The organism is Saccharopolyspora pogona (assembly GCF_014697215.1).
In the GTDB taxonomy this organism is placed as follows: Bacteria; Actinomycetota; Actinomycetes; order Mycobacteriales; family Pseudonocardiaceae; genus Saccharopolyspora; species Saccharopolyspora hattusasensis.
This window is the reverse complement of sequence record NZ_CP031142.1, coordinates 1567687-1593668: the sequence shown is the minus strand read 5'-3', so window position 1 is coordinate 1593668 and position 25982 is coordinate 1567687. Positions and strand designations below refer to the sequence as shown.

Below are 25982 nucleotides of genomic sequence, written 5' to 3'. Positions count from 1 at the left end.
CCCGAGAGGTTGGGGCAGCAAGCAGCTGCCCACGCCGACCGCGACCTGACGGTCATCCGGCTTCCAACTCGCTGCGCTGCTCCTTCGCCGCGAGGTAGTTGCCCGATTCGGCGTACAGGCTGGTCAGCAGCCAGGTGCCGACGCCGATGTCGTCGCCGATGCCCAGCAGCGGCAGGAAATCAGGGATGAAGTCGACCGGCGAGACCACGTACACCAGGGCCAACAGCCAGAGCGCGAGCTGGTAGCGCGGCAGCGCGGGATTCCGGCCACGCACGGTGGAGGCGATCATCGACGGAACCGCGCGGGCTCGTCGCAGCGGGCCGCCCACCGGCGCCGCCCGGTGGGCGCGCACCGCCGCCCGCAGCGGTAGGCGACGCCGAGCCGCCGCGACCGTTCCGGCCACGAGCATGCCGACACCGGCGGCGATCAGCGCAACCGGCAGCAACCAGCCCCCGGCCAGGTCTCCGCCGGTCACGATCGCCACGACCACCCCGGCCACCAGCAGCAGCCCGCCGATCACGATCATCGATGCGTCTCCCCCGTTCACGTCGGTGTGATCAGGTTGCCATGAATCGGACGCCGGTGGAGCGTCGCGCGGCGACGGCGGGGTTTTCGTGGCACGGTCGGCGCAGGTGAGGTCGAGAGCTGGGGGCGTCGTGGTCGATCAGGCCGATTCCCGCGTGCACGGCACCTCGCTGGCCCGGGCCAGCGCGGCGATGGCGGTGGCGACCACCGTCAGCCGGGTCAGCGGTCTGCTGGCGAAGGTGTTGCTGGTGGCCGTCCTCGGGCTGGGCATGGTCAACGACTCCTACACCGTCGCGAACACGCTGCCGACCGTGGTGAACGAGCTGCTGCTCGGTGGCGTGCTCACGAGCATCGCCGTGCCGCTGCTGGTCCGGGCGCAGCAGGAGGGCGCGCGGCAAGGCGAGGTCTACGCCCAGTGGATGATCACCATGGGTGGCGTGCTGCTGGTCGCGGCCACCACCGCCGCGGTGGCCGCCGCACCGCTGCTCACGGAGCTCTACCTCGGCCCCGACACCCGCGCGAACGCCGCGCTGACCACGGCGTTCGCGTACCTGCTGTTGCCCGGCATCATCTGCTACGGGATGTCGGCGCTGCTGCAGGCGATCCTCAACGTCCGCGGCGTGTTCGGCACCCCGGCCTGGGCACCGGTGTTCAACAACGTCGTCGTGATCGCCACAGTTGTGGTGTACGCGATGGTCCCCGGCGAGATCTCCGCCCACCCGGTGCGCATGGGCGAACCGAGACTGCTGGTCCTGGGCATCGGCACCGCGATGGGCATCACCGCGCAGATGTTGATCATGGCGGTTTCGCTGCGCCGCAGCGGATTCCGGTACCGCTGGCGGTGGGGCTGGGACCGCAGGCTGACCGAGTTCGGCGGGCTGGCCGGGTGGGTCGTGCTCTACACGCTGGTCAGCCAGGTCGGCATGGTGGTGATCACCCGCGTCACCGGGCAGGGCACCACCGGCAGCGTCGCGACCTTCAACTACGCCTGGCTGCTGTCGCAGGTCCCCTACGGCGTGCTCGGCGTGTCGCTGCTGACGGCTCTGATGCCCCGGATCAGCCGCGCCGCGGCGGCCAAGGACACCGTCGAATTCGTCGCCGACGTGTCGTTGGGCAGTCGGATGAGCGCCGTGCTGCTGATGCCGATCAGCGCGCTACTGGCGGTGGCAGGTGGTTCGATCGGCGTCGCGTTCTTCTCGCTGGGGGCAAGCGATTTGGCCGCCGCCGACCGGCTCGGCTGGGCGCTGGCCGCCGCCGCGCTGGGCGTCGTGCCCTTCGCAATCACGATGCTGCAGCTCCGCGCGTTCTACGCGATGAAGGACGCCCGCACACCCACCTGGATCAACGTGATCATGGTGCTGGTGCGCAGCGTGCTTTGCTACGTCGTGCTCGCCGTGCTGGATCCGCGCGACCTGGTCATCGGGGTTACCGCGGCGATGTCGGTGAGCTTCGTGGTCGGCGCGATCGCCGGCCAGATCTGGTTGCACTGCCGGGTCGGCCCGGTCCAGACCAGGCGCACCCTCGCCGGGATCGCGCGGACGCTCGCGGCCACCCTGCTCGGCTCCGGCTGCGGCATCGCGGTCCTCACCGGCTTGCGCAGCGCGTTCGGCCCGTTCGGACCGGTGGCCGACGCGTGGTTCTCGCTGGTCGTGCACACGGTCGTGGTGCTGGCGGTCAGCTTCGGCGTGCTGGCGCTGGTCCGCGCCCCGGAGCTCAAACCCGCTGTCGACCGGCTGGCCCGGATCGTCCGCCGCCGCTGAGGGTCACTTGCGTTTGCGCACGTGCAGCCGGGTCCGTTCGGAGCGCAGCGAACGAAGCTCCGGGGGATCGGGCAGCGGCTCCAGGGGTTCACCGATCGCCCACTCCAGTAGCAGATCGGCCAGCTTCGGATTTCGCGCCAGCACCGGTCCGTGCAAGTAGGTGCACACGACGTGCCCGCTGACCGCGCCTTCGGCGTCGTCGTGACCGTTACCGATGCCGCGGATCACCCGGCCCAGCGGCCGCGATCCGGGACCGACCCGGGTCCGGCCCAGGTGGTTCTCGAACCCGGTGAGCATCCCGACGCTGCCCAACGTGGATTGGGTGGTCACCTCGCCGATCGCTCGTCCGCTGCCCGGCGCGGTGGCAGCGTCGACCAGGCCCAGCCCATCGTGCTGGACGCCGTCGCCAGTGACGAAGCTCGTCCCGAGCACCTGCAGACCGCCGCAGATGCCCAGCACCGGTGAGCCGCGGTCCACCGCGCGCCGCAACCCCGGACCTCGGTGCAGGAACCGCACCGCGGCGATCTGCGCGACGTCCTCGCCGCCGCCGATCAGGTACAGGTCACAGGATTCCGGCACCGCGTCGGAGGAGGACAGCACCGTCACCGTTTCGCTGTCGATGTTGCGCCACTTCAAGCGTTGCGCCAGCACCAGCACGTTGCCCCGGTCGCCGTAGGTGCCCAGCAGGTCGGGCAGCACAAGCGCGAGGCGGACCCGGTCGCGCATCATTGGCGGCTCCTCGTCACGAGGTCGCGGAAGGCGGTGTAGTTGGCGATCACGTCCGGCACGCCGCGGTCCGACCCGGATAGCGCCTCGTCCACACCAGACGCCACGGCGCAGGGCACCTCGGCGTAGCGCAGCCGCACCGCCAGATCCAGCGCCCGGTCCCCCGCCACCCAGACCGGGCGGTCGCGCAGCACCTCGAAATCGACGTCCCACAACCACGAAACGTCGTGGCCGTCGGCTTCGCGGCTGTTGACCACCAGCACCAGCGGCTGGTCCTCGCGGCCGACGAGGTCGAGCATCTCCAGCCAGCTCGCGGGGTTCTTCGCCAGCAGCAACCGGACCTCCCGACCGGCCAGTCGCACCGTTCGGTAGCGACCGGCGGCCTCCGAGATCCGGCCGATTCGCGCCAGCGACGCCGCCTCGTCACAGCCCAGGTGCAGCGCTGCAGCCAGCGCGAACGTCGCGTTGACCCGGTTGACGTGGCCCGGCAGCGACAAGTCGAGCTGGTGATGGGAGCCGTCCGCGGCGAGCGCCCCCGCCTCGGTGACCGTCCAGTCCGCCGCCGGACGCGCCAGACCGCAGGCGCAGTGCCAGCCCCGGTCGGTGTCACCGATGAACTCGCCGCAGTTCGGGCAGTTCAACGCGTCGTCCTTCCACCGCACCCCACCGGAGATCCAGGTGACCGCCGGGTGCCCGGCTGCGGCGAAGACGATGTTCGGATCATCCCGGTTCGCGATCACCTGCGCTCCCGGCGCCTGCGCTAGGGCGCGCCGCAGGCTCGCGACGACGGTGCGGATCTCCCCTACCCTGTCAAGCTGATCCCGGCTCAGGTTGAGCAGCAGGATCACCGCCGGCTCGAACTGCTCGGTCACCTGCACCAGGTGAAGCTCGTCGACCTCCAGCGCGGCGAACGGGGCATCCGACCGGGTCATCAGCGCGGCGACGTGGCCGTCGAGCATGTTCGCGCCCGTGTCGTTGCTGACCGCGGGAGCCCGGGAGCGCAGCGCCTCGGCCACCATCTGCGTGGTCGTCGTCTTGCCATTCGTGCCGGTGACCATCACGACACGCCGTCCGGACGCCAGCCTTCGCAGGGCTCGCGGTTGTACGCTCAACGCGAGTCTGCCGCCGATCATCCCGCCACTGCCCATGCCGAGCCGCCGTGACATCGACGCCGCCAGCCGTCCCAGATCGACCGCGATGGTGGTGCGCAGGTCCTGCCGGTGCACGCCGCGCGTTGGCGGTTGCGCCGGAGCGGGAACGACCCGCCAGCGCTGATCGGTCGACGGGTGTTCGGTCGGGGTGCGCTCCGTCGCTTCCCTGGACTCCCGCGTGGTGTCGGTCATGCATGCCTCCCCCCTCGGCGCCCGCCGGCACGCGGTACGCCTAGGCCGGCCCTGGGCGACACGTCACCACCATTCGGCCGCACTTGGCCGCGCCGCCCGGCGCTTCTTGGCCAGTGTGGCGCGCGTTCGGCGAAACAGCGCGACGATCAACAACAGGAGCCCGGCGAGGATCGCCGATGGGCCCACCCAGCCGTCCAGGGCGGTCGACTCGACCAGTGCGGCGTGTTGGCCGGAGAACATCGTGCGGCCTCCTTCCGCTGCGCGCGCCGTTCCCGGCACCGGGAACGCGGCCGGGGATTGATCACGGACATGATCGGGGTAATGCACGATGCGACCGGCACCAACATGCCGATGAATCACTCCGCCGGGGATCATTCACTCCAAGTAATGATCTGATGACACGGTATGTGAGAAGCGGGAGGCGGCGGCGCGCGTTCGAACGACGCCCCGAATTCGGCTCCGGCTAGGGGAATTGGGCATCGGATGGACGATCGGCCGATTTGGACAGTTCACCTGCCCAGGTTTTATAACCCGACACGTTCGGCGATCAAGCGAGCGGTCATTAGGCTCAGAAAGCAATCTCGACGGCCCCACACCTCCCGAAGGGAGCCCGCCGTGACCGGGGAACTGGTGTTGATCCTGATGGCCGGTATCGCGCTCGGCGGCATCAGCTGGACCGCCTGGGACATCCGCAGCGACCTGCGCCGCCGCAAGCTGAAATGAGCCGCGGCGCGCCGCGTCCGGAAATGCAAGGGACCCCGCCGGAGAGAGGCAGGCGGGGTCCCTTGCGCCCGGTCGCGCGGACCGAGGGGTCACTTCACGGCCAGCTGCTGCCCCGGGAAGATCAGGTTCGCGTCGTCGACGACACTGCGGTTCTTCTCGAAGATCGACTCCCAGCTGACGTCGAACTTTGCACCGATCGTGCTCAGCGTGTCGCCGGCCTGCACGGTGTAGGCGTCCTCGACCTGCACGGTCTTCTTGACCTGCGTCTTGGTCTCGGTCTTGACCTTGGTCTCCGGCTTCGGAATGGTCTTTTTCGTGGTGCCCGAAGCGGCGTCCTGGTTCTGCAGGCCGCCGCCGGCCGACAGGCCCGCCTTCTTCGAGCACACCGGCCAGGCACCGGGGCCCTGCGCCTGCAGCAAGCGCTCGGCGACCGCGATCTGCTGGGCGCGGCTGGCCTGCGACGCGCTCGACGCGTAGCTGTTGCCGCCGTAGGCGGCCCAGGTGGACTGGCTGAACTGCAGGCCGCCGTAGTAGCCGTTGCCGGTGTTGATCGACCAGTTGCCGCCGCTCTCGCACTTCGCGACGGCGTCCCAGGTGGACTGCGCCGCGGCGTTGGCGGGCAGGGCCAGGGCGAACGGGGCGGCGACGACCGCACTGGCCAGGGCCACCCGCGCGACGTTTCGGGCGGTGATGGTCTTGTGGTGCTTGCCTCGGGAGCTAGCCATGTTCTTCGTCTCCAGCGACGCCTGCGCCGACGCCAGGGGCGGCGATCGACGCGGCCGAGCTGCCTCGGCCGGACGTCGGGTTCGCCGTCGTCGTCAGGCCCCTGCCCTGATGCACGTGTCGGGGGTCGGAGAGCTCGCTGGGCAGGGTTCGGCGGAGCGGGCTTCCGGTCTTGCCTGTCGGCTCGGGGACGCCGACAAGGGGCCACGCTACGTAGCCAAAAACCGATGACCAAACTCTCGACGGGTGGCCATCGTCATAGAAACGTCGACAAGATCGCTGCGATTACGACGTTGTTCCAGCTCATTTCTTGATTCTCGATGAGATCGACACCGGAAATCCAATCACTCACGGTGAGACATGAGCCACGACTCACCCTATTGAGGGATAACGGAGCGTTTTTGAACGTGCTCGATCAGTCGGCGAATCCAAAGAACGGGCGCGGCTCGAATTTCCGCGCCCAGTGCGTCAACCGCTCCTAACCCCTCGGTTCGTCCTCGGATCTGCCGAGACGCCAATAACCCATGAATGTCACGGCGGAGCGGTCGAACCCCCGGTCGTCGACCAGATGGCGTCGCAGCGAGGCGACCATCCCAGTCTCCCCCGCGAGCCACGCGTACCACTCGCCAGGCAGCACGGCGGCGCGGATCGCGGAGAGCAACGCTGCACCGGGACGCCGTCCGCGGCGCGGCAGCCAGTGCAACTCGACCTCCGCCGCGCTCGCGAGGTACTGGGCGTCTGCCGCGTCCGGGATCTCGACGTAGACCTTCGCCCGCACTCCGCCCGGAAGCGCCGCGAGGATGCCGGCGATCGCCGGGAGCGCGGTCTCGTCGCCGATCAGCAGCGCCCGGTCGCGAACCGCGTCCAGGCGGAACTCCACGCCACCGCAGCTGGCCGGGCATGCGGCGTTCGGCGCGTACACCACCAACCGGTCCCCCGGCCGGGCCCGACCGGCGAAGGCAGACGCCGGACCGGTGTCGCCGTGCAACACGAAGTCGACGTCGAACTCGTCGCGCTCGGGCCGGTGGACGCGCACCGTGTAGCTGCGCAGCTTCGGCCGGATCTCCAGCGGCAACGCGCGCAACGCCTGGTACGGCCGCTCCCCCGCCGGAATCATCGGCTCCCGCTGCCCGGGCTGCGGGAAGATCAGCTTGACCCGCTGGTCGAGCCCGCCGCTGGTCATCGCCGACAGCTCGGGGCCGGTGAAGGTGATCCGGACCAGGCGCCGGCTCAACCGGTGCACCTCGGCGACCTCGATCCGGAACAACCGGAACGGCAGGGCCTCGGCGCCCAGTTCGAGCCGCGGCGGACTTGAGATCGTCATGCGGGAACTCCGGATCTGCATTCGTCGGCGCGAGGACCAACGCTTTAACGAAGGCTAACCTAACCATTTCTCCGAAGGTTCGCAGCACAACATGATCCACCGCACTCGATCGGATCAATTTCGATTGACACTGAACTCATAGATCTAGTTAATCAATTGAGTCATTCGGTGCCACCGCAGATCCGCCTCCAAGTGGAAGAGGGCGTAGTCGTGCACCAACTGCTCGCCGAGTTGGCTTCGACCTTGCCCCGATCAGACGAAAAGAAAGGTCAACGGCGTGCGTCGAGGCGATCGCGTTGGGGAACGACGGTGTAGCGGGGGTCGCTGACCGAGGCGCGCCCGGCTTCGAAGATCGCGTACCGCGTCGCGACGGCCCCGGCCGTCAAGCACAGCCCCGAGACGATCACCGCCGGTCGGCTGCGGCCGGCGAACAGCGCCGCGCCCGCGCCGAGGCCGGTCAGCACGCGGGCCGCCCGCCACGCCGCGCCCGCGCGCCCCTGCCGGTACACCTCGCCGACCAAGCCGGTCCGCTGGTGCATGCTCCGTCCCGCCGCGAACTCCAGCGCCGCCCCGGCCACGGCCATCCGGCGGGCCGGACCCGATTCGGCCGGCGCGGCGAGCATGCCCACCGCTCCCGCGCTCGACACCGCACTCCCGGCGAAGAGGAAGGGCAGCTCGCGGTAGGCCGCGTGCCAGCCCGGCACCGCCGTATCGGCCAGCAGCACCGCGGTGTAGGTCGTCATCGCGGGCGCGATCACCCCGGCCGTGGTGGCCGCCGCCCGGCCCAGCGCAGGCAGCCGCCCGGTGATCTCGCTGGCCGCGCCCGCACCCGACAAAGCCGAGAACGGCGCCAGGATCCAGGAACCGACGCTCAGCGGCGAGGTCGGCTTCAGCACTCGCAGCATGTTCAGGAACCGCGCGGGGCGGCCGAGGTCGTGGATCAACGCCCCGACGCTGGCCGTCGCCCCCACCGCTGCGGCCAACCTCCCGGAGCGGGCCAGCCGACGACGACCGGTGAGGTCGGCGCACAGCGCCATCGTCGACGACGCCCCGGCCAGCCCGCCGAGGTAGAGGTACGCGGGCACGTCCGGCACCTTCCACACCGGCCGCTTTAGCACCGGCCGGCCGTAGTAGGACCGGAACTCCGCCTCGGGCACCATCAGCCGGTCGCCGCGCTTCACCGCTTGCCCCCGACGAAGCACCCGACGATCACCGCCGCCGCGGTCAGCGCCGCACCCGCCGCATGCCGCCACATCGAGGGCAGATCGCGCGTCGTCACGACCGGGTCCGGCGGCAGCCCGTACACCTCGGGCTCGTCCAGCAGCAGGAAGAACGCACCGTCGCCGCCGACCCCGTCGGCCGGGTCGTGGCCGTAGAGCCGGGCCTCGGTGATGCCCTGGTCGTGCAGTTCCGCGACGCGTTGCCCGGCGCGGTCGCGGAGCTCGTCGAGCGGACCGTACTGGATGGATTCCGTCGGGCACGCCGTGGCGCAGGCCGGCATGAGCCCGGCACCCAACCGGTCCTGGCACATCGTGCACTTGGCCGCGCCGCCGGTGTCTGGGCGGATGTCGATCACCCCGTACGGGCAGGCCGGTACGCAGTACCCGCAGCCGTTGCAAACGTCGTCCTGCACCAGCACCGTCCCGTACTCGGTGCGGATCAACGCCCCCGTCGGGCAGACGTCCAGGCATGCGGCGTGCGTGCAGTGCTTGCACACGTCCGAGGACATCAGCCAGCGCACCTGGTCCTCGCCCATGCCCGGCATCCCCAGGTCCACAGTGGACCCAGTGGACCCGTGTTGTTCCACGAAGGCCACGTGCCGCCAGGTCGTCGCGCCGAGCGCGCCGGTGTTGTCGTAGGACATCCCGGTGAGGTCGAGACCGTCCTCGGGCAGCAGGTTCCACTCCTTGCAAGCGACCTCGCACGCCTTGCACCCGATGCACACGCTGGTGTCGGTGAAGAAGCCGACTCGGTCGGGGTGATCCGACGGGTAACCCGCCTCCCCCGCCGGATCCGCCAGCGGGCCGCTCAACCGGTTCGAATCCACGACCTCACTCCCCTCCGCCCCTCGGGCTGTCGGTGTGCTCCGTGCCGGTGCGCTCGGTGATCCCGGCGCGCCTGCGGTACTCCTCGACGTAGCGGATCAGCGCCGCGCCGCGCGGGCGGCGGCCCGGGCGGATGTCGCAGCTGCCCGCCTTGGTCTCCATGATGTGCACGTTCGGGTCCAGCGCCACGTTGATCAGCTCGTTGGCGGCGTCGCCGACTGTTAGCCCGTTGGGTCCCCAATGCCACGGGATGCCGATCTGGTGGATGGTGCGCTCGCCGTGGCGCAGCGGCCGCATCCGGGAGGTCACCAGGACGCGGCCCTCGATCGCGTTGCGGGCCGTGACCACGTTCGCCCAGTCCAGGTGGCGCAGCCCGCGTTCGGCCGCCAGTTCCGGGGAGACCTCCAGGAACATCGCCGGAGCCAGCTCCGACAGGTGGGCCAGCCACCGGCTCATGCCGCCGGCGGTGTGGTGCTCGGTGAGCCGGAACGTGGTGAACACGTACGGGAAGACATCGCTGCCGCGTTCGGCGCCGCTGGGCTGGTACCGGTTCTCCGGCCGGGAGTGCACCTGCCGCGCCGGATTCCGCTGCTGGCCGTCGTGGATCCGGTTCTGCAGCGGCGATTCCTGCGGTTCGTAGTGCACCGGCAGCGGACCGTCGACCAGACCGGCTGGGACGTAGAGCCAGCCCCGGCCGTCGCTCTGCATGATGAACGGCTCGGTGCCCGCGATGCCCTCCGGGCCGGTGGCCTCCGGTGTGGGCACGTAGTCCGGGCGCTTGCCCCTGTCGAAGTCCGGGATGTCGTGGCCGGTCCACTCGCCGCGCTCGCCGTCCCACCAGACGTAGGCCTTGCGCTCGCTCCACGGCCGGCCGTCCGGATCCGCCGACGCGCGGTTGTAGAGCAGCCGCCGGTTGGCCGGCCAGGCCCAGCCCCACTCGGGCGCGACCCACGACTGCTCCCGGCCGGGGCGCCGCCTGGCCGACTGGTTGATCCCATCGGCGAACACTCCGCAGTAGATCCAGCAGCCGCAGCGCGTCGAACCGTCCGCGCGCAGCTGCGTGTAGGACGACAGCGGGTTGCCGTCGGCGTCGAAGCCGTTGATCTCCTGGAGCACGGCTGCCGCGTCCGGCTCGTCGATGTCGCCTTCGGTCGGGTATTCCCAGGTCAGCTCCAGCAGCGCGCGGTCCCGCTCGCCCTGCGGTTCGAGCTTCTCCCGGACCCGCCGCCCCAGGTGGTAGAAGAACCACAGGTCGCTGCGCTGATCCCCTTGCGGCGGGACGGCTTTGTGGTGCCACTGCAGCAGCCGCTGGGTGTTGGTGAAGCTGCCGTCCTTCTCGGTGTGCGCGGCGGCGGGCAGGAAAAACACCTCGGTGCCGATGTCCTCGGTGCGCATCTCCCCGGTCTCGATCTCCGGGCCGTCCTTCCAGAAGGTGGCCGTCTCGATCAGGTTGAGGTCGCGTACCACGAGCCAGTCCAGGTTGGCCAGGCCCATCCGCTGCTGGCGGGCGTTCGCGGTGCCCACGGCCGGGTTCTCGCCGACGACGAAGTAGCCCTTGCAACGCCCTTCGATCTGGTCGATCGCGGTCTGGAAGGTGCTGTGGTCGCCGGTCAGCCGCGGCAGCCGGTCGAAGCAGAAGTCGTTGTCGGCCGTGGCGTGCTCTCCCCACCAGGACTTGAGCAGGCTGACCAGGTAGGAGCGTATGTTCCCCCAGTAGCCGCGGGCGAGTTCGTCCGACGCGACGAAGGTGTCCAGGTCGAAGTCGACGTGCGCGTGCGGCATCGGGATGTAGCCGGGCAGCAGGTTGAACAGCGTCGGGATGTCCGTGGAGCCCTGGATGCTGGCGTGCCCGCGCAGGGCCAGGATTCCGCCGCCGGGCCGGCCGATGTTGCCCAGCAGCAGCTGCAGGATCGAGGCGGCACGGATGTACTGCACGCCCACGGTGTGGTGTGTCCAGCCGACCGCGTAGGCGATGGCCGTGGTGCGCTCCCGGCCGGAGTTGGCCACCAGCTGCTCGGCGACCCACTGGAAGTTCGCCCGCGGCACCCCGCACACCTCCTCCACCATTTCCGGCGTGTAGCGGGCGTAATGCCGCTTGAGCAGCTGGAAAACGCAGCGGGGGTGTTGCAGCGTCGGGTCGGTGGCGGCGCGGCCGCGGTAGACCGGGCCGCCCGATCCGGTGCGCTCCGGCCGGCTGGCGTCGCGCTCGCGTTCGTGCGCGGTCGTGGGCGGCGTGCTCTCCGGGCCGTGGCTGCCGACCGACGGGACCGCGGTGCTTCCCTCGTACTGCCAGGTCGCCGTGTCGTAGGTGCCGGTTTCGGCGTCGAAGCCGGAGAACACGCCGTCGAGGTCTTCGGTGTCGCGGAAGTCCTCGCCGACGATCATCGGGGCGTTGGTGTAGGTCGCCACGTAGTCGTGGAAGTAGGCGTCGTTGGTCAGCACGTAGTTGATCAGCGCCCCGAGGAACGCGATGTCGCTGCCCGCGCGCAGCGCGACGTGCCGGTGCGCCAGCGCCGAGGTCCGGGTGAACCGCGGGTCGACGTGGATGATCGTGGCGCCGCGCCGCTTGGCCTCCATCACCCACTGGAAGCCGACCGGGTGCGCCTCGGCCATGTTGGACCCCTGGATGAGGATGCAGTCCGCGTTGGCGAGGTCCTGCTGGAACGTTGTGGCGCCGCCGCGCCCGAACGAGGTGCCCAGACCGGGCACCGTGGAGGAGTGTCAAATGCGCGCCTGGTTCTCCACCTGGATCGCGCCGAGGGCGGTGTAGAGCTTCTTCATGAGGTAGTTCTCCTCGTTGTCGAGGGTCGCTCCTCCGAGGCTCGCGATGCCCATCGTGCGCCGCAGCGGCCGGCCATCGGCGTCGGCGTCCTGCCAGGTGGCGGCCCGGGTGGCCAGCACCCGGTCGGCGATCATGTCCAACGCAGTGTCGAGGTCGAGGTCCTCCCACGCAGTGCCGTGCGGGCGCCGGTAGCGGACCTTCGTCTGCCGCAGCGGCGAGGTCACCAGTTCGCGGCTGGCCGAGCCCTTCGGGCACAGCCGCCCGCGGCTGATCGGCGAATCGGGATCGCCCTCGACCTGGGTGACAGCCCCGTCCCGGGCGAAGACCCGCTGGCCGCAGCCCACCGCGCAGTACGGGCACACCGACCGGACCACCGAGTCCGCGTCCTCGGTGCGCGCCCGCCGCTCATCGGTGCGCCGCGACCGGGCAGCCAGGCCCCTGCCCAGCGGGTCCGTCCCGGTCAGCTGGCGCACCACCGGCCAACGCAACCACTCGACCATCTCGCGTTCTCCTTGGGAGAGTGCGGCTCGCGGTCTCCAGGGGAAACCCGTTGCCGAGATGATGCAAGTTCAGCGCTGGTCGCGTGCTGCCTCGGTACGTTGTGTCAGGACTGACATTTGTCATGCAACACGCTTGACCTGGGCCTGAGCTGGGACGAATCTGGCAGGTATGACGGCAGCCGCGGCGCCCAATCCCGCTCCCGAACCCCAGGACCGCCGCCACCGCCGGACGATGCGCACTCGCGCGGCCATCGAGGCGGCGGCCCTGAAGCTGTTCGCCGAGCAGGGCTTCGCCCACACCACGGTGGAGCAGATCGCCGAGGCCGCCGACATCGCCCCGCGCACGTTCTTCCGCCACTTCCCAAGCAAGGACGCCGTCCTGTTCGGCGACCCGAACCGGGAGGCGGAGCGGATGCGCGAGGTGCTGGCCACCCGTCCCGCCGGCGAGCACCCGATGCGCTCGCTGGCTGCGGCGCTGCTCGACGCGGCCGAACGCTCCGAGCTCGACCGCGCGCAGCACCTGATGCGCGCCGAGCTGCTCGACAGCCTGGAGAACGCCGGCGACTACGAGATGCACCTCATCAAGCAGCGCTCGGTCCAGGACATGGCGGACCTGGTCGCGCAGCGGTCGGGCACCGGGACCGACGACCCGCGCACGGTCGCCTGGTCGATCATCCTGATGAGCTGCTTCGGTTCGGCCATGCACAGCTGGCTGGTCTGCACCGACGGCACGCCGCTGCGCGAGATCCTCGCCCAGGTGCTCGACGAGACGGCGGGCGGCCTCGCGCAGGCCGCCGACGTGGTCGGTTCAGCGATCAAGGATGCGGGATGAGTCCCTTGCATACTTTGTCGACCGTGTTGCGTGCGTCGTGGACGCCTGCTGGTCACGGGCAGCCCCTGGCCGGCGCCGCCACCACTGCGCGAAATCGCGATCACCCGAAACGAGCCCGGGAACAGTCCTATAGTCCGGTCATGGCCGATCCGCGGCGGCGTGTGCCCGGCACCGACCGGGTGCTGGCCGATCCCGAGGTGGCCGCCGCGACCGCGCGGCTGGGCCACCGGCTGGTCAAGCAGGCCGTGCACCTGGCGCAGGAGCGCGCCCGCAACGGCGAGATCGAGCCGGATCGGGTCGTCCCCGAAACCCTGGCCGCGCTGACGGGTTCCGCGTCGAGCATTCGGCCGGTGCTCAACGCGACCGGCGTGCTGCTGCACACCAATCTCGGGCGCGCACCGCTGTCGGACGCGGCTATCCACGCCCTGCAGCAGGCCGCCGGAACCACGAACGTCGAACTCGACCTGCACACCGGCCGGCGGGGCCCGCGTGGTGCGGCCGCCATCGCGGCACTGCTCGCCGCCGTGCCGCGCGCGGAGGCCGCGCACGTGGTCAACAACGGTGCCGCAGCGCTCGCCCTCGCGGCGACCGCACTCGCCCAAGGCCGCGAAATCGTGTTGGCGCGCGGCGAAATGGTCGAGATCGGCGACGGATTCCGCATTCCCGAACTCCTCACCGCCACGGGCGCGAGGCTGCGCGAGGTCGGCACCACCAACCGGGTCCAGCTGGACGACTACCGGTCGGCGCTGGGCCCGGACACCGGCTTCGTCCTCAAGGTGCACCCTTCGAACTTCATGATCCGCGGCTTCACCGCTGCCGTCCCGGTCTCCGCGCTGCGCGAACTCGAGGTGCCGGTGGTGGTCGACATCGGTTCGGGACTGCTGCACCCGCATCCGGCCCTGCCGCAGGAACCCGACGCGACCACGACACTTGCCGACGGAGCCGATCTGGTCATCGCCAGCGGGGACAAGCTGCTCGGCGGGCCGCAAGCGGGCCTGCTGCTGGGCAGCGCCGAGATCGTGCACCGGCTTCGGCGGCATCCGCTGGCCCGCGCGCTGCGCGTCGACAAGCTCACCCTCGCCGCGTTGGAAGCCACCCTTCGCGGCCCGAGCACGCCGACCGCGCAGCGGCTGCGCCAAGGCCAGGCGCAACTGCTGATCCGCGCCGAACGGCTCGCGGATGCGCTCAACGCGGCTGGCGTCCCGGCCTCGGTGCAACGCAGCGAGGCGACTGTCGGCGGTGGCGGCGCGCCCGAATTCGCGCTGCCCAGCGCGGCGGTCGTGCTCCCCGAACGTTTCGCGAAGCTCCTGCGCGGGGGCTGCCCGCCGGTCCTCGCCCGCACCGAACGCGATCGCTGCCTGCTGGACCTGGCCGCGCTCTCCCCCGAACACGACGACGTCCTGCGTCGCGCGGTGCTGGCGGTGGACTGATGCACGTCATCGCCACCGCCGGACACGTGGATCACGGCAAGTCGACGCTGATCCGCGAGCTCACCGGCATGGAACCGGACCGCTGGGCGGAGGAACGCCGCCGGGGCCTGACCATCGACCTCGGGTTCGCGTGGACCCGGCTGCCCGACGGCTGCACCGCCGCCTTCGTCGACGTGCCCGGCCACGAGCGCTTCGTGCCGAACATGCTCGCCGGCATCGGTCCGGTGCCCGCGGTGCTGTTCGTCGTCGCAGCCGATGAGGGCTGGATGCCGCAGTCCGACGAGCACCTGGACGCCTTGAACGCACTCGGCGTACGGCATGGCCTGCTCGCCGTGACCCGCTGCGACCTGGCCGCCCCCTGTGCCGCCGCCGAACAGGCCCGCGACCGGCTCCGCGCGACCACGCTGGCCGACATCCCGACCGTGCACGTCAGCGGCCGCACCGGAGCCGGCTTGGGCGAGCTGCGGCACCAGATCGACGAGCTCATCCACCGGCTGCCCGCAGCCGACCGGGATGCCGATGTGCGGCTCTGGGTGGACCGCGCGTTCACCATCCGCGGCGCTGGAACGGTCGTGACCGGCACGCTTCCGGCAGGCACCCTCCGCAAAGATGCCCGGCTCCAGCTGCACCCCGCCGGCGTGGACGTGACGATCCGCGGCCTGCAGGCGCTCGGATCGTCCGAACACCAGGTCGGCGCTGTGGCGCGAGTGGCGGTCAACCTCCGCGGCGTGGACCTCGACCAGGTGCGGCGCGGCGACGCGCTGCTGACCCCGGACCGCTGGCTGACCACCGATGTCCTCGACGTCCGGATCCGCCGCGCGACCTCGCCGACTTCCGTTGGAACCGGCACGACACCACGGCTGCCCCGCGACCTGGTGCTGCACATCGGAGCGGCGGCGGTCGGGGCGCGCGTCCGGCCGCTCGGCCATGACACGGCGCGGCTGGCGTTGCGCACCCCGCTACCCCTCCGCATCGGCGACCGAGCGCTGCTGCGGGATCCTGGAAGTCGGCGCATCTGCGGGGGACTCGTGGTGCTCGATGTCCGCCCTCCGCAGTTGACCAGGCGCGGCGCGGCCCGCGCGCGAGCGGCCGAACTGGACACCATGGACGGCCGCCCCGACGGGGCGGCCGAGCTGCGGCGACGGGGCCTGATGCACGCCGGCGACCTTCGCGCGATGGGAGCCACACCGCCCGGGCCCGGGCGGTGGCTGCTGGGCGAGGAGCACCGCGACGAACTCGGCACTCGCCTCGACGAGTTGCTGACGCAGCACCACAAGACGCACCCGCTGGAAGCCGGCATGCCCACCGAGGCCGCACGCCGCGCCCTGGACCTGCCCGATCCTGCTCTGCTGCCCCCGATCGCCGAAGCCGCCAGTGTCTCCCTGTCGGACGGACGGCTGCACAAGGGGCCAACCCCGCTCCCCGAACGCGTGCAGCGCGCGGTGGAGACGATCCGGCGGGCGCTCATCGACCACCCGTTCCAAGCCCCGACCGCCGACGAACTCGCCGAACTGGCAACCGGCGACAAGGAAATCGCCGCCGCCGCGCACGCGGGCGCACTACTGCGCCTGGCCCCGGGCCTGGTGCTCCTGCCGGACGCCGAACAAGCGGCCGTTGCGCGCTTGGCGCAGCTGCCCGAGCCGTTCACGCTCAGCCAGGCCAGGCAGGCGCTGGACACGTCGCGCCGCGTTGCGGTTCCCTTGCTGGAACTGCTCGCTCGCCGCGGCCGGACGCAACGGCTGGCCGACGGCACCCATCGCATTGTTTCTCCACCCCCGGCTCCGGGAAATACCGAGAGCGACTCGACGCCACGGCGATGAGCAGGAGTTCTGCGATCTTGCGCCCACCACCGCATGGTGAACACCGGTGGCGCTCGGGCGCCGGGGCGATGGGAGGCAGCCATGCCGCGGAAGATCTGGACCGGCTCGATCAACTTCGGCCTCGTCACCATCCCGGTCGGACTCTACGCAGCGACCGAGGACCACACGATCCAGTTCCACCAGTACGAGCGCGGGACCACCGACCGGATCCGCTACAAGCGCGTCAACGAACGCACCAGCAAAGAAGTCGGCTACAACGACATCGTCAAGGGCCGCGAGTTCGACGGCGGGGTGATCACCGTCGAGCAGTCCGAACTCGACGAGATCGCCCCCGGCCGTTCCCGCACCATCGACATCACCACCTTCGTCGACATCACCGAGATCGACCCCGTGCACTTCCAGAAGACCTACTGGCTGGCCCCCAACAGCAAGGAGCACTTCCGGCCCTACAACCTGCTGCGCCGGGCGATGCACGAAACCAGCCAAGCGGGAATCGCGACCTTCGTGCTGCGGGGCAAGCAGTACCTCACGGCGGTGCGCGCCGACGACAACGTGCTTGCGCTGAACACCCTGTTCTTCGCCGACGAAGTCCGCGATCCGAGCGAACTGGTCGGAGAGGACGGCGAGCAGGCGAAGCCGTCGGAGAAGGAACTGCAGATGGCGACCACGATCATCGAGTCGATGAGCGGGCCGTGGGAACCGGAGCAATACGAGGACACCTACACCGCGAAGGTCGAGGACCTGCTGGCGGAGAAGGCGCGCGGCGGCGAGGTGGAGGCGGCGGAGGCACCGCCGAAGCCGACGGACGTCACCGACCTGACCGAGGCGCTGCGGCGCAGCGTCGACGAGGCGCGCAAGGGCCGCAAGCCCGCGCGGTCCGAGGAGGACCTGTCTGAGCTGAGCAAGGCCGAGCTCGACGACCGGGCCAAGCGGCTGGGCATCAAGGGCCGCACCAAGATGAAGCGGGCCGAACTCGAGAAGGCGGTCACCGAGGCGACGGAGAAGCCCACCGGCACCGAAGGCCGCCGCTCCCGCAAGGCCTCCTGAATCATCAGGCGTCGAAGTCGACCGTGACCGTGTCGGTGGTCGGGAGCGATTGGCAGGTGAGGACGAACCCTTCCGCCACTTCCGATTCCTCCAGGGCGAAGTTGCGGCGCATGCGGACCTCGCCGCAGGTGACCTTCGCCCGGCAGGTGCCGCAGACGCCGCCCTTGCAGGCGAACGGCAGGTCGGGGCGGACCCGTTGGGCCGCGTCCAGGACCGGGACGTCGCGGGGCAGCGACATCGGCGTCGAACGGCCGTCGAGCACCACCGTGACCTCGCTCGTCGGCCCCTCCACCGTCGGCTCCTCGTGGCGCGCCGGTTCCGGCGGCACGTCCTCGACGTAGAACAGCTCCTGGTGGATTCGTCCGTTCGCGACGCCGCTTTCCCGCAGCACGTCCTGCGCGTCGCTGACCATGCCGAACGGCCCGCACAACCACCACTGGTCCACCGAGTCGGCGTCGACCACTGTGGACAGCATCACCCGGATCTTCGTCGCGTCCAACCGGCCGGTGAACAGCTCCGACTCGCGCGGTTCCCGCGAAAGCACGTGCACCAGCTCCAGCCGCGTCGGGTAGCGGTCCTTCAGGTCGGCGAGCTCGTCGGCGAACATCACCGTGTCGCTGCGCCGGTTGCCGTAGAGCAACGTGACGGTCGCGTCCGTCTCGCGCAGCACCGATGCCGCGATGGACAGCACGGGCGTGATCCCCGATCCGGCGGCGATACACACGTGCCGCTCGGGCGTGGTCAGGTCCGGGGTGAAGCTGCCCGTCGGCGGCAGCACTTCGACCTCGTCGCCGGGCCGCACCTCCTGTACCAGCCAGCTGGAGAACAACCCGCCCGGCACGTGGCGCACGCCGATCCGGGGTGTTGCGCCGTGCGGGGCGCAGATCGAGTACGACCGGCGCTCCTCGCGGCCGTCGACCCGGCGGCGCAGCGTCAGCGATTGGCCCGGCTTGAAGGCGAAATCCTCGGCGAGCTCCGGTGGGACGTCGAAGCTGACGGCGATCGCGTCCTCGCACAGCCGCTCCACGTGGCTGACCCGCAGCGGGTGGAACGACGTGCGGCGACGGCCGGTCCGCGCCGGTGCGGGGGCCGCGGGTGGGTCGACGGGGGCGGGACGGACCACGTCAGATCTCCTTGATGTGCTCAAACGGTTCGTGGCACGAGCGGCATCGGCGCAGCGCCTTGCACGCGGTCGCGCCGAACTGCGAGACCTGCTCGGTGTCCGGCGAACCGCACTGCGGGCAGCGGACCCGGGTCCGCGGCGGGGCCAGCGTCAGCGGCACCGGGCCGGCGGCACGCTGCGGAGCAGCCCCCGGCGGGGCGATGCCGTACTCGGCGAGCTTCTGCCGCCCTGCCGGGCTGATCCAGTCGGTGGTCCACGGCGGGTCCAGCACGGTGCGCACCTCGACGTCGGTGAAACCGGCCTCGCTCAGCCGATTGCTGAGGTCCGCGCGCATCTCGGGCATCGCTGGGCAGCCCGAGTAGGTGGGTGTGATCGACAAGACGACCTTCCCGTCCCCGGCGAGCTCGACGTCGCGCAGGACCCCGAGGTCGGCCAGCGTCAGCACCGGCAGCTCCGGGTCGGTGACCGACTCGGCAACCGCCCGGGCGTGCCGGAGGTCCGGCTTCGTGCTCGTCACCATCCCGCCTCCGGGTGCGCTCGGGCCAGGCTCTGCATCTCCGCGAGCAGGTAGCCCAGGTGCTCGGTGTGGATGCCGTCCCGGCCGGTCTGCTCGGCCACCCCGGCCAGCGCCGACGCCTCGGGCCGCTGCAAGGTGGCCGCCGTGACGACCTGCTCCAGGACGTCGTCGAACTCGGCACGAGCCTGCGCCGGGTCGGTGCCGACGCCGGCCGCGACCATCTCCCGGTCGGTCGCGTTCGGCACGAACAGTTCGTCGACCCGCGGCCACACCGCGTCGAGCCCCTGCTGCATCCGCGCGTGGGACACCTCGGTGCCGTCGCCGAGCCGGACCATCCACAGTGCCGTGTACTCGCGGTGGTAGGCCAACTCCTTGACCCCCTTGGCCGCGATCGCCGCCAGCACCGGGTCGCGCGATTCGGCGAGCCGGGCGAACAGCGCGAGGCGCCACGTCGAGAACACCAGCAGCCGGGCGATGGTGTGCGCGAAGTCGCCGTTGGGCGGCTCGACCAGCCGCACGTTGCGGAACTCCCGCTCGTCGCGGAAGTACGCCAGCTCGTCCTCGCCGCGCCCGCTGCCGTCGGCCTGCCCGGCGCGGGCCAGCAGCAGCCGCGCCTGGCCCAGCAGGTCGAGCGCGATGTTGGCCAGCGCCAGCTCGTCCTCCAGCTCCGGCGCGTAGGTGACCCACTCGGTCAGCCGTTGCGAGGCGATCAGCGCGTCGTCGCCGAGCATCAGGCAGTACCGGGCGAACGCGACGCCGTCCACGCCGTCCGGCAGCGCGGTGTCCACTCCGGACAGCGGATCGTCGAAGCCGGTGCCGAAGGCCCAGCGGGACTCGCCGTCGGGCTCCGCGGCGGTCAGCGCCTGGTAGGCGTTGTCGAACGACATTGGGGTGACCTCAAATGTGCGGAACGTTGTCGGGGATCCGGTAGAACGTCGGGTGCCTGTACACCTTGTCGCCGCTGGGTGCAAAGAACGGGTCCTTCTCGTCCGGGCTGGACGCGGTGATCGTGTCCGCTCGGACCACCCAGATGCTCACGCCCTCGTTGCGGCGGGTGTAGAGGTTGCGGGCGTTGTGCAGCGCCATCTGCTCGTCCGCGGCGTGCAGCGAGCCCACGTGCACGTGGTTCAGACCCCGCTTGCCTCGGACGAAAACCTCGAACAGCGGCCACGAGGACCGCGGTGCACCGGTCTCGGCGTCCGAACTCATCGCGCGACCTCCTCCCGTAGGGCCTGCTTGGCGGCGTGGGCCGCTGCCGCGTCGCGCACCCACTGCCCTTCCTCGTGCGCGGCCCGGCGCCGGGCCAGCCGCTCCTCGTTGCAGGGCCCGTTGCCGGCGATGACCCGCTTGAACTCGGACCAGTCCGGCTCGCCGAAGTCGTAGTGCCCGCGCTCGTCGTTCCAGCGCAGCGCCGGGTCGGGCAGCGTGACGCCGAGCGCCTCGGCCTGCGGCACGGTCATGTCGACGAACTTCTGCCGGAGCTCGTCGTTGGTGTGCCGCTTGATTCGCCACGCCATGGACTGCTGGGTGTTGGGCGAGTCGCCGTCCGGTGGGCCGAACATCATCAGCGACGGCCACCACCAGCGGTTCGTCGCGTCCTGCACCATCTCCCGCTGCTCCGCGGTGCCGCGCATCATCGTCATCAGCAGCTCGTAGCCCTGCCGCTGGTGGAACGATTCCTCCTTGCAGATCCGCACCATGGCCCGCGCGTAAGGACCGAAGGAGCTGCGGCACAGCGGCACCTGGTTGCAGATCGCCGCCCCGTCGACCAGCCACCCGATGACGCCGATGTCGGCGAAGGTCAGCGTCGGGTAGTTGAAGATCGACGAGTACTTCTGCCGCCGCTCGATGAGCTTCTCGGTCAGCTCCGAACGGTCCACCCCGAGAGTTTCGGCCGCGGAGTACAGGTAGAGCCCGTGCCCCGCCTCGTCCTGCACCTTCGCGATCAGGATCGCCTTGCGTCGCAGGCTCGGGGCGCGGGTCAGCCAGTTGCCCTCCGGCTGCATGCCGATGATCTCGGAGTGCGCGTGCTGGGCGATCTGCCGCACCAGGGTCTTGCGGTAGCCCTCGGGCATCCAGTCCCGCGGCTCGATGCGCTGGTCGTGCACGATCCGCTCGTCGAAGTGCTGCTGCAGCTCGGCGTCGTCGAGCCGGTCCACCGTGGTCGTCACCTGGTCACCCCTGCTCCCCCGGCCGCTTGGCCACCAGCGTCAGCACGTCGTACTTCGCCACCGAGGCGCCGTCCTGCTTGGTCACGTCCACGTCCCAGCGGACCTCGCCGTACTCGGCGCCGACCCGCGGAGTGATCTGCTTAGCGGTCATGGTCACGGTGATCTCGTCACCGGGGTAGGTCGGCGTGAGGAACCGGAGGTTCTCCAAGCCGTAGTTGGCCAGCACCGGTCCCGGGTCGGGATCCACGAACAGCCCGGCGGCGAAGGACACCACCAGGTAGCCGTGCGCCACGCGGCCGTCGAAGAACGGGTTGGCCCGCGCCGCTTCCTCGTCGGTGTGCGCGTAAAAGGTGTCGCCGGTGAACTCGGCGAAGTGCTCGACGTCCTCCAGCGTCACGGTGCGCGGCCCGGCGACCACCGTGTCACCGATGCGCAGTTCGCCGAGATGCTTGCGGAACGGGTGCTTTTCGGTGATGTTGCGCGGAGTTCCGCCCACCCACTGCCCGGTGATCGCGGTCAGCGTCGCCGGGTCGGCCTGCACCGCGGTCCGCTGCATGTGGTGCAGCACGCCGCGGACGCCGCCCATCTCCTCGCCGCCACCGGCCCGGCCCGGCCCGCCGTGGACCAGTGCGGGCAGCGGCGAACCGTGCCCGGTGTTCTCCTTCGCGTTCTCCCGGTTGAGCACCAGCATCCGGCCGTGCCGCGATGCCGCGCCCAGCACCACCTCGCGCGCGAACTCCGCGTCGGCGGTCACCACGGAACCGGCGAGGCTGCCCTTGCCGCGACGCGCCAGCTCGACGGCCTGCGCCGCGGTCTCGTACGGCATCACCGTGCTGACCGGGCCGAAGGCCTCGACCTCGTGCGGCTGCGGCTGGTCCGGGTCGTCGCAGCGGACCAGCAGCGGCGGCAGGAACGCGCCGCGCTCCGCATCGGCGTCCACGACGTCGACCCGCCCGGGGTCTCCGTGCACCAGCGTTCCGGCCTCCAGCAGCGCCTTCAGCGACCGCCGCACCTCCTCGCGCTGCTCCAGGCTGGCCAGCGCCCCCATCCGGACCTCCGGCGAGGCGGGGTTGCCGACGACTACCTTCGCCAACCGTTCCTTGGCGGCCGCGACCACTTCGTCGATCAGGTTCGCCGGCACCAGCGCCCGCCGGATCGCGGTGCACTTCTGCCCGGCCTTGACCGTCATCTCGGTGACCAGCTGCTTGACGAAGAGGTCGAACTCGTCGGTGCCCGGCGCGGCGTCCGGGCCCAGGATCGAGCAGTTCAGCGAGTCGGCCTCGACGTTGAACCGCACCGAGTTCGCCACCACCACCGGGTGGGCGCGCAACCGCTGGCCGGTCGAGGCCGAGCCGGTAAACGACACCAGGTCCTGGTCGGTCAGGTGCTCGAACAGGTCGCCGACGCTGCCGCAGACCAGCTGCAGCGAGCCGTCCGGCAGCAGCCCGGAGTCGGCCATCAGTTCCACCAGCCGGTGCGTGAGGTACGCGGTCTGGCTGGCCGGTTTGATCAAACTGGGAACGCCGGCCAGGAAGGCGGGCGCGAACTTCTCCAGCGGTCCCCACACCGGGAAGTTGAACGCGTTGATCTGCACCGCGACGCCCTGCAGCGGCGTGCAGATGTGCTGCCCGACGAACGTGCCGCCCTTGCTCAGCGGCTCGACCGCGCCGTCGACGTAAACCGTGCTGTTGGGCAGTTCCCGGCGGCCCTTGCTGGAGTAGCCGAACAGCACCCCGATGCCGCCGTCGATGTCGAACTTGGAGTCGCCGAGCGTGGCACCGGTACGGGCCGACAGCGCGTACAGCTCCTCGCGGTGCTCGCGCAGGTGCGAGGCGAGGCTCTTCAGTAGCGCGGCTCGCTGGTGGAACGTCAGCTCCGCCAGCGCCGGGCCGCCCCGGCTGCGCCCGTGCGCCAGCACCGCGGCCATGTCGATCCCCGCCGAGGAGACCCGCGCGACCTCCTCACCGGTTACCGCATCGTGCAACGGCACCCCGTTGTCCGACGGCGCGTGCCAGTCGCCGTTGACGTAGCTCCGCAGGGCAGCCATTCGCCCGACCTCCTCCGGCTGGTTCTTTAACTGACCGTTCGTTCGAAAAAGTAGCACTCGTCAAGACTGTCGCGCACCACCCGATGCAGCTAAATTCTGCTTTACCGAGCCAGGTGGGGACCAGCTTCGCCGGGAACCCTTGACAGGATCCTGCGGCGCAGGATTAATTACCGACTGTTCGTTCGGTGACGAGGTGGTGACCCAGTGCAGGAGCCCGGCGCGACGACGCGCAACCCGGCTCAGGCCATGTTCGACGACGACCGCGCCTCGCAGGCGCTGGTAGCCCGAAGGAGCCACGGCATGACAGCGACGACGGGCGCGCCGCGCCGGCTCGGAACCGCGCCGGATCCGGCCGACCTCGACCCCGCCGAGCGGTATTCCGCCGACGAACTCGCCGCGGTGCAGCTGGAACGCCTGCAGCGGACCCTGCACCACGCCTACGAGAACGTGCCGCTGTACCGCAGCAAGTTCGACGCGGCGGGCGTCCGGCCGGAGGACTGCCAGAGCTTGGCCGACCTGGCGAAGTTCCCGCACACCACCAAGCAGGACCTGCGGGACAACTACCCGTTCGGCCTGCTCGCCGTGCCGATGGAGCAGGTCCGGCGGCTGCACGCCTCCAGTGGCACCACGGGCAAGCCGACCGTCGTCGGCTACACCGAGCAGGACCTGGACGCCTGGGCCGATGTGGTGGCGCGCTCCATCCGCGCCGCAGGCGGGCGGCCGGGCCACAAGGTGCACGTCTCCTACGGGTACGGCTTGTTCACCGGCGGGCTCGGCGCGCACTACGGGGCCGAGCGGCTCGGGTGCACCGTCATCCCGGCCTCCGGCGGGATGACCGCCCGGCAGGTGCAGATCATCCAGGACTTCCGGCCCGAGATCATCATGGTCACCCCGTCCTACATGCTCACCCTCATCGACGAGTTCGAGCGGCAGGGCATCGACCCGCGCAGCACCTCGCTCGAGATCGGCATCTTCGGGGCCGAGCCGTGGACCGAGCAGATGCGGCAGGAGATCGAGGAACGGCTGGACATCGACGCGGTCGACATCTACGGCCTGTCCGAGGTAATGGGCCCCGGCGTGGCCAACGAGTGCGTGGAGACCAAGGACGGGCTGCACATCTGGGAGGACCACTTCTACCCCGAGGTGATCGACCCGTTCACCGAGGAAGTGCTGCCCGACGGCACCGAGGGCGAACTGGTGTTCACCTCGCTGACCAAGCAGGCCATGCCGGTCATCCGCTACCGCACCCGGGACCTGACCCGTCTGCTGCCCGGCACGGCCCGGCCGATGCGGCGGATGACCAAGATCACCGGCCGCAGCGACGACATGATCATCCTGCGGGGCGTCAACGTCTACCCCACCCAGATCGAGGAGCTGGTGCTGCGCATCGACGGCCTGTCGCCGCACTTCCAGCTGGTGCTCACCCGCGAGGGCCGGATGGACCGGATGACGGTTCGGGTGGAGGCCCGCACCGACTGCCCGGGCGACCGCCGGGATCCGGCCGGCGCCGAGCTGGTCCGCGCGATCAAGGACGGCGTCGGCATCAGCACCGAGGTCACCGTGGTGGATCCGGACACGCTGGAGCGTTCGGTCGGCAAGCTGCGCCGCCTCGTGGACCGCCGCGAATCCGGATCCACAGGCTGAAATACTGCGAGCCATGTCGGGGAACGCTGGGCGCGCGAATCGCCGGGGTCGGCCGGGTTACGACCTCGGTCGGCTGCTGGACGTCTCCGTCCGGGTGTTCAACGAGCGCGGCTACGAGGGCACCAGCATGGAGGACCTCTCCCGCCGCCTGGGCATCACCAAGTCGGCGATCTACTACCACGTGTCCAGCAAGGACGAGCTGATGCGGCTGAGCGTCAACCGGGCGCTGGATGCGCTGTTCGCGGTCACCGAGGAAGAGGCGTCGACCACCGGCAAGGCCATCGACCGGCTGGAGCATGTGGTCCGGCGCAGCATCGAGGTGCTCGTCGACGAACTGCCGTTCGTCACGCTGCTGCTGCGGGTGCGGGGCAACACCAAGGTCGAGCGGCAGGCGCTGACCCGGCGCCGCGAGTTCGACCAGGTGGTCAGTGACCTCGTCAAGCAGGCCGAGGCGGAGGGCAGCATCCGGCCGGACGTCGACCCGGCACTGACCAGCCGGCTGCTGTTCGGCATGGTCAACTCGGTCATCGAGTGGTACAAACCCAGCCGCGGCCTGCGGGCCGCGCAGCTCGCCGACGCGGTCACCAAGGTCGCCTTCGAGGGCCTGCGGACCAGCGCCGACGAGCACGCGCCCGGCGCTTCCGGATCTCGCGCGCGATAAATCTCCGGAACTCCCGTCATGACGATCATCCATGCGGGTCACGGCTGGCGGTCCCCCGCGTCACTCCAGCCCCTTTGTGCGCAGTGGTGCGGATTGTGCCGACATTGAGCACAATGGACAGTTACGCCCCGGCATCGCAATCCCCAACTTGTGGGTGACAAAAGACCACTGCGATCACGGCCGGGGTCCGCTTACGCTCCTTCGATGTGACCGACCGCGACCCGGCGGTCGCATGGCGG

General features: G+C 70.4%; 22 protein-coding genes. 7 read left to right on the top strand and 15 right to left on the bottom strand.

Features of this window, described 5'->3' with window-relative positions:
• Positions 1-52 precede the first annotated feature (52 nt).
• The gene (locus DL519_RS06940) at positions 53-526 is read right to left on the bottom strand and encodes a YkvA family protein (protein WP_190813374.1); all 474 of its coding nucleotides are present in this window, start codon (positions 524-526) and stop codon (positions 53-55) included.
• 130 nt (positions 527-656) lie between these two features.
• Between DL519_RS06940 and murJ the strand changes: the two genes are divergently transcribed.
• Entirely contained in the window at positions 657-2285 is a 1629-nt protein-coding gene (gene murJ, locus DL519_RS06935; protein ID WP_190813373.1) for a murein biosynthesis integral membrane protein MurJ, read from the top strand.
• Positions 2286-2288: 3 nt separating this feature from the next.
• On the opposite strand, the gene DL519_RS06930 is transcribed toward murJ, so the two are convergent.
• The 8 genes from DL519_RS06930 to fdh form a co-directional block, all read right to left on the bottom strand.
• A complete protein-coding gene (locus DL519_RS06930; protein WP_397544933.1) occupies positions 2289-3014 on the bottom strand; it encodes a type 1 glutamine amidotransferase in 726 nt (241 codons plus the stop codon).
• Positions 3011-4354, bottom strand: a complete 1344-nt coding sequence (locus tag DL519_RS06925; RefSeq protein WP_190813372.1) for a Mur ligase family protein — start codon at positions 4352-4354, stop codon at positions 3011-3013. Before DL519_RS06925 ends, DL519_RS06930 begins: the two co-directional genes overlap by 4 nt.
• Before the next feature lie 63 nt (positions 4355-4417).
• Positions 4418-4594 (bottom strand): hypothetical protein, encoded by a 177-nt coding sequence (locus DL519_RS06920; RefSeq protein WP_190813371.1) that lies wholly within the window; start codon positions 4592-4594, stop codon positions 4418-4420.
• 572 nt (positions 4595-5166) lie between these two features.
• The gene (locus tag DL519_RS06915) at positions 5167-5802 is read right to left on the bottom strand and encodes a LysM peptidoglycan-binding domain-containing protein (RefSeq protein ID WP_190813370.1); all 636 of its coding nucleotides are present in this window, start codon (positions 5800-5802) and stop codon (positions 5167-5169) included.
• A 476-nt stretch (positions 5803-6278) separates the two neighbouring features.
• On the bottom strand, positions 6279-7124 hold the full coding sequence (locus tag DL519_RS06910; RefSeq protein ID WP_190813369.1) for a siderophore-interacting protein: 846 nt from the start codon (positions 7122-7124) through the stop codon (positions 6279-6281).
• Between the two features lie 269 nt (positions 7125-7393).
• The gene (gene nrfD, locus DL519_RS06905) at positions 7394-8305 is read right to left on the bottom strand and encodes an NrfD/PsrC family molybdoenzyme membrane anchor subunit (protein ID WP_223838519.1); all 912 of its coding nucleotides are present in this window, start codon (positions 8303-8305) and stop codon (positions 7394-7396) included.
• The gene (locus tag DL519_RS06900) at positions 8302-9171 is read right to left on the bottom strand and encodes a 4Fe-4S dicluster domain-containing protein (RefSeq protein ID WP_190813368.1); all 870 of its coding nucleotides are present in this window, start codon (positions 9169-9171) and stop codon (positions 8302-8304) included. Before DL519_RS06900 ends, nrfD begins: the two co-directional genes overlap by 4 nt.
• A gap of 4 nt (positions 9172-9175) precedes the next feature.
• Positions 9176-12451, bottom strand: a complete 3276-nt coding sequence (gene fdh, locus DL519_RS06895) for a formate dehydrogenase (RefSeq protein WP_223838518.1) — start codon at positions 12449-12451, stop codon at positions 9176-9178.
• A 169-nt stretch (positions 12452-12620) separates the two neighbouring features.
• Between fdh and DL519_RS06885 the strand changes: the two genes are divergently transcribed.
• The 4 genes from DL519_RS06885 to ku all read left to right on the top strand — a co-directional run bounded on the left by DL519_RS06885 (position 12621) and on the right by ku (position 17580).
• Positions 12621-13283, top strand: a complete 663-nt coding sequence (locus tag DL519_RS06885; RefSeq protein ID WP_190813366.1) for a TetR/AcrR family transcriptional regulator — start codon at positions 12621-12623, stop codon at positions 13281-13283.
• Between the two features lie 140 nt (positions 13284-13423).
• Complete coding sequence (selA, locus tag DL519_RS06880; protein ID WP_190823808.1) at positions 13424-14713, top strand: L-seryl-tRNA(Sec) selenium transferase; 1290 nt, start codon at positions 13424-13426, stop codon at positions 14711-14713.
• A complete protein-coding gene (selB, locus tag DL519_RS06875) occupies positions 14713-16533 on the top strand; it encodes a selenocysteine-specific translation elongation factor (protein WP_190813365.1) in 1821 nt (606 codons plus the stop codon). The genes selA and selB overlap by 1 nt, the downstream gene beginning before the upstream one ends.
• 81 nt (positions 16534-16614) lie before the next feature.
• Complete coding sequence (ku, locus tag DL519_RS06870) at positions 16615-17580, top strand: non-homologous end joining protein Ku (protein WP_190813364.1); 966 nt, start codon at positions 16615-16617, stop codon at positions 17578-17580.
• Positions 17581-17584: 4 nt separating this feature from the next.
• Here the strand turns inward: ku and paaE are convergent, their stop codons facing one another.
• The 6 genes from paaE to paaZ are packed head-to-tail and all read right to left on the bottom strand — an operon-like array spanning position 17585 to position 23438.
• On the bottom strand, positions 17585-18703 hold the full coding sequence (gene paaE / locus DL519_RS06865; RefSeq protein WP_190813363.1) for a 1,2-phenylacetyl-CoA epoxidase subunit PaaE: 1119 nt from the start codon (positions 18701-18703) through the stop codon (positions 17585-17587).
• 1 nt (position 18704) lies between these two features.
• The gene (gene paaD / locus DL519_RS06860; protein WP_190813362.1) at positions 18705-19223 is read right to left on the bottom strand and encodes a 1,2-phenylacetyl-CoA epoxidase subunit PaaD; all 519 of its coding nucleotides are present in this window, start codon (positions 19221-19223) and stop codon (positions 18705-18707) included.
• Positions 19217-20107 carry a 1,2-phenylacetyl-CoA epoxidase subunit PaaC gene (gene paaC, locus DL519_RS06855; protein ID WP_190813361.1) on the bottom strand — a complete coding sequence of 297 codons (891 nt, stop codon included), beginning with the start codon at positions 20105-20107 and terminating at the stop codon, positions 19217-19219. The genes paaD and paaC overlap by 7 nt, the downstream gene beginning before the upstream one ends.
• 10 nt (positions 20108-20117) lie before the next feature.
• Entirely contained in the window at positions 20118-20429 is a 312-nt protein-coding gene (paaB, locus tag DL519_RS06850) for a 1,2-phenylacetyl-CoA epoxidase subunit PaaB (protein ID WP_190813360.1), read from the bottom strand.
• A complete protein-coding gene (gene paaA, locus DL519_RS06845) occupies positions 20426-21379 on the bottom strand; it encodes a 1,2-phenylacetyl-CoA epoxidase subunit PaaA (RefSeq protein ID WP_190823807.1) in 954 nt (317 codons plus the stop codon). The genes paaB and paaA overlap by 4 nt, the downstream gene beginning before the upstream one ends.
• Positions 21380-21395: 16 nt before the next feature.
• Positions 21396-23438 (bottom strand): phenylacetic acid degradation bifunctional protein PaaZ, encoded by a 2043-nt coding sequence (gene paaZ / locus DL519_RS06840; protein WP_190813359.1) that lies wholly within the window; start codon positions 23436-23438, stop codon positions 21396-21398.
• Between the two features lie 300 nt (positions 23439-23738).
• Between paaZ and paaK the strand changes: the two genes are divergently transcribed.
• Positions 23739-25082 (top strand): phenylacetate--CoA ligase PaaK, encoded by a 1344-nt coding sequence (paaK, locus tag DL519_RS06835; protein ID WP_190813358.1) that lies wholly within the window; start codon positions 23739-23741, stop codon positions 25080-25082.
• Between the two features lie 13 nt (positions 25083-25095).
• Positions 25096-25743: a TetR/AcrR family transcriptional regulator gene (locus DL519_RS06830; RefSeq protein WP_190813357.1), complete on the top strand. Its 648-nt coding sequence runs from the start codon at positions 25096-25098 to the stop codon at positions 25741-25743.
• Positions 25744-25982 lie beyond the last annotated feature (239 nt).

Bases quoted from the DNA above. Each gene is read 5' to 3' on its own strand.
- paaZ (WP_190813359.1), bottom strand. From the start codon at position 23,438: ATGGCTGCCCTGCGGAGCTACGTCAACGGCGACTGGCACGCGCCGTCG.
- DL519_RS06910 (WP_190813369.1), bottom strand. From the start codon at position 7,124: ATGACGATCTCAAGTCCGCCGCGGCTCGAACTGGGCGCCGAGGCCCTG.
- DL519_RS06925 (WP_190813372.1), bottom strand. From the start codon at position 4,354: ATGACCGACACCACGCGGGAGTCCAGGGAAGCGACGGAGCGCACCCCG.
- ku (WP_190813364.1), top strand. From the start codon at position 16,615: ATGCCGCGGAAGATCTGGACCGGCTCGATCAACTTCGGCCTCGTCACC.
- DL519_RS06915 (WP_190813370.1), bottom strand. From the start codon at position 5,802: ATGGCTAGCTCCCGAGGCAAGCACCACAAGACCATCACCGCCCGAAAC.
- DL519_RS06930 (WP_397544933.1), bottom strand. From the start codon at position 3,014: ATGATGCGCGACCGGGTCCGCCTCGCGCTTGTGCTGCCCGACCTGCTG.
- paaC (WP_190813361.1), bottom strand. From the start codon at position 20,107: ATGTCGTTCGACAACGCCTACCAGGCGCTGACCGCCGCGGAGCCCGAC.
- paaK (WP_190813358.1), top strand. From the start codon at position 23,739: ATGACAGCGACGACGGGCGCGCCGCGCCGGCTCGGAACCGCGCCGGAT.
- DL519_RS06940 (WP_190813374.1), bottom strand. From the start codon at position 526: ATGATCGTGATCGGCGGGCTGCTGCTGGTGGCCGGGGTGGTCGTGGCG.
- DL519_RS06920 (WP_190813371.1), bottom strand. From the start codon at position 4,594: ATGTTCTCCGGCCAACACGCCGCACTGGTCGAGTCGACCGCCCTGGAC.
- selA (WP_190823808.1), top strand. From the start codon at position 13,424: ATGGCCGATCCGCGGCGGCGTGTGCCCGGCACCGACCGGGTGCTGGCC.
- selB (WP_190813365.1), top strand. From the start codon at position 14,713: ATGCACGTCATCGCCACCGCCGGACACGTGGATCACGGCAAGTCGACG.
- paaB (WP_190813360.1), bottom strand. From the start codon at position 20,429: ATGAGTTCGGACGCCGAGACCGGTGCACCGCGGTCCTCGTGGCCGCTG.
- paaD (WP_190813362.1), bottom strand. From the start codon at position 19,223: ATGGTGACGAGCACGAAGCCGGACCTCCGGCACGCCCGGGCGGTTGCC.
- DL519_RS06830 (WP_190813357.1), top strand. From the start codon at position 25,096: ATGTCGGGGAACGCTGGGCGCGCGAATCGCCGGGGTCGGCCGGGTTAC.
- DL519_RS06885 (WP_190813366.1), top strand. From the start codon at position 12,621: ATGACGGCAGCCGCGGCGCCCAATCCCGCTCCCGAACCCCAGGACCGC.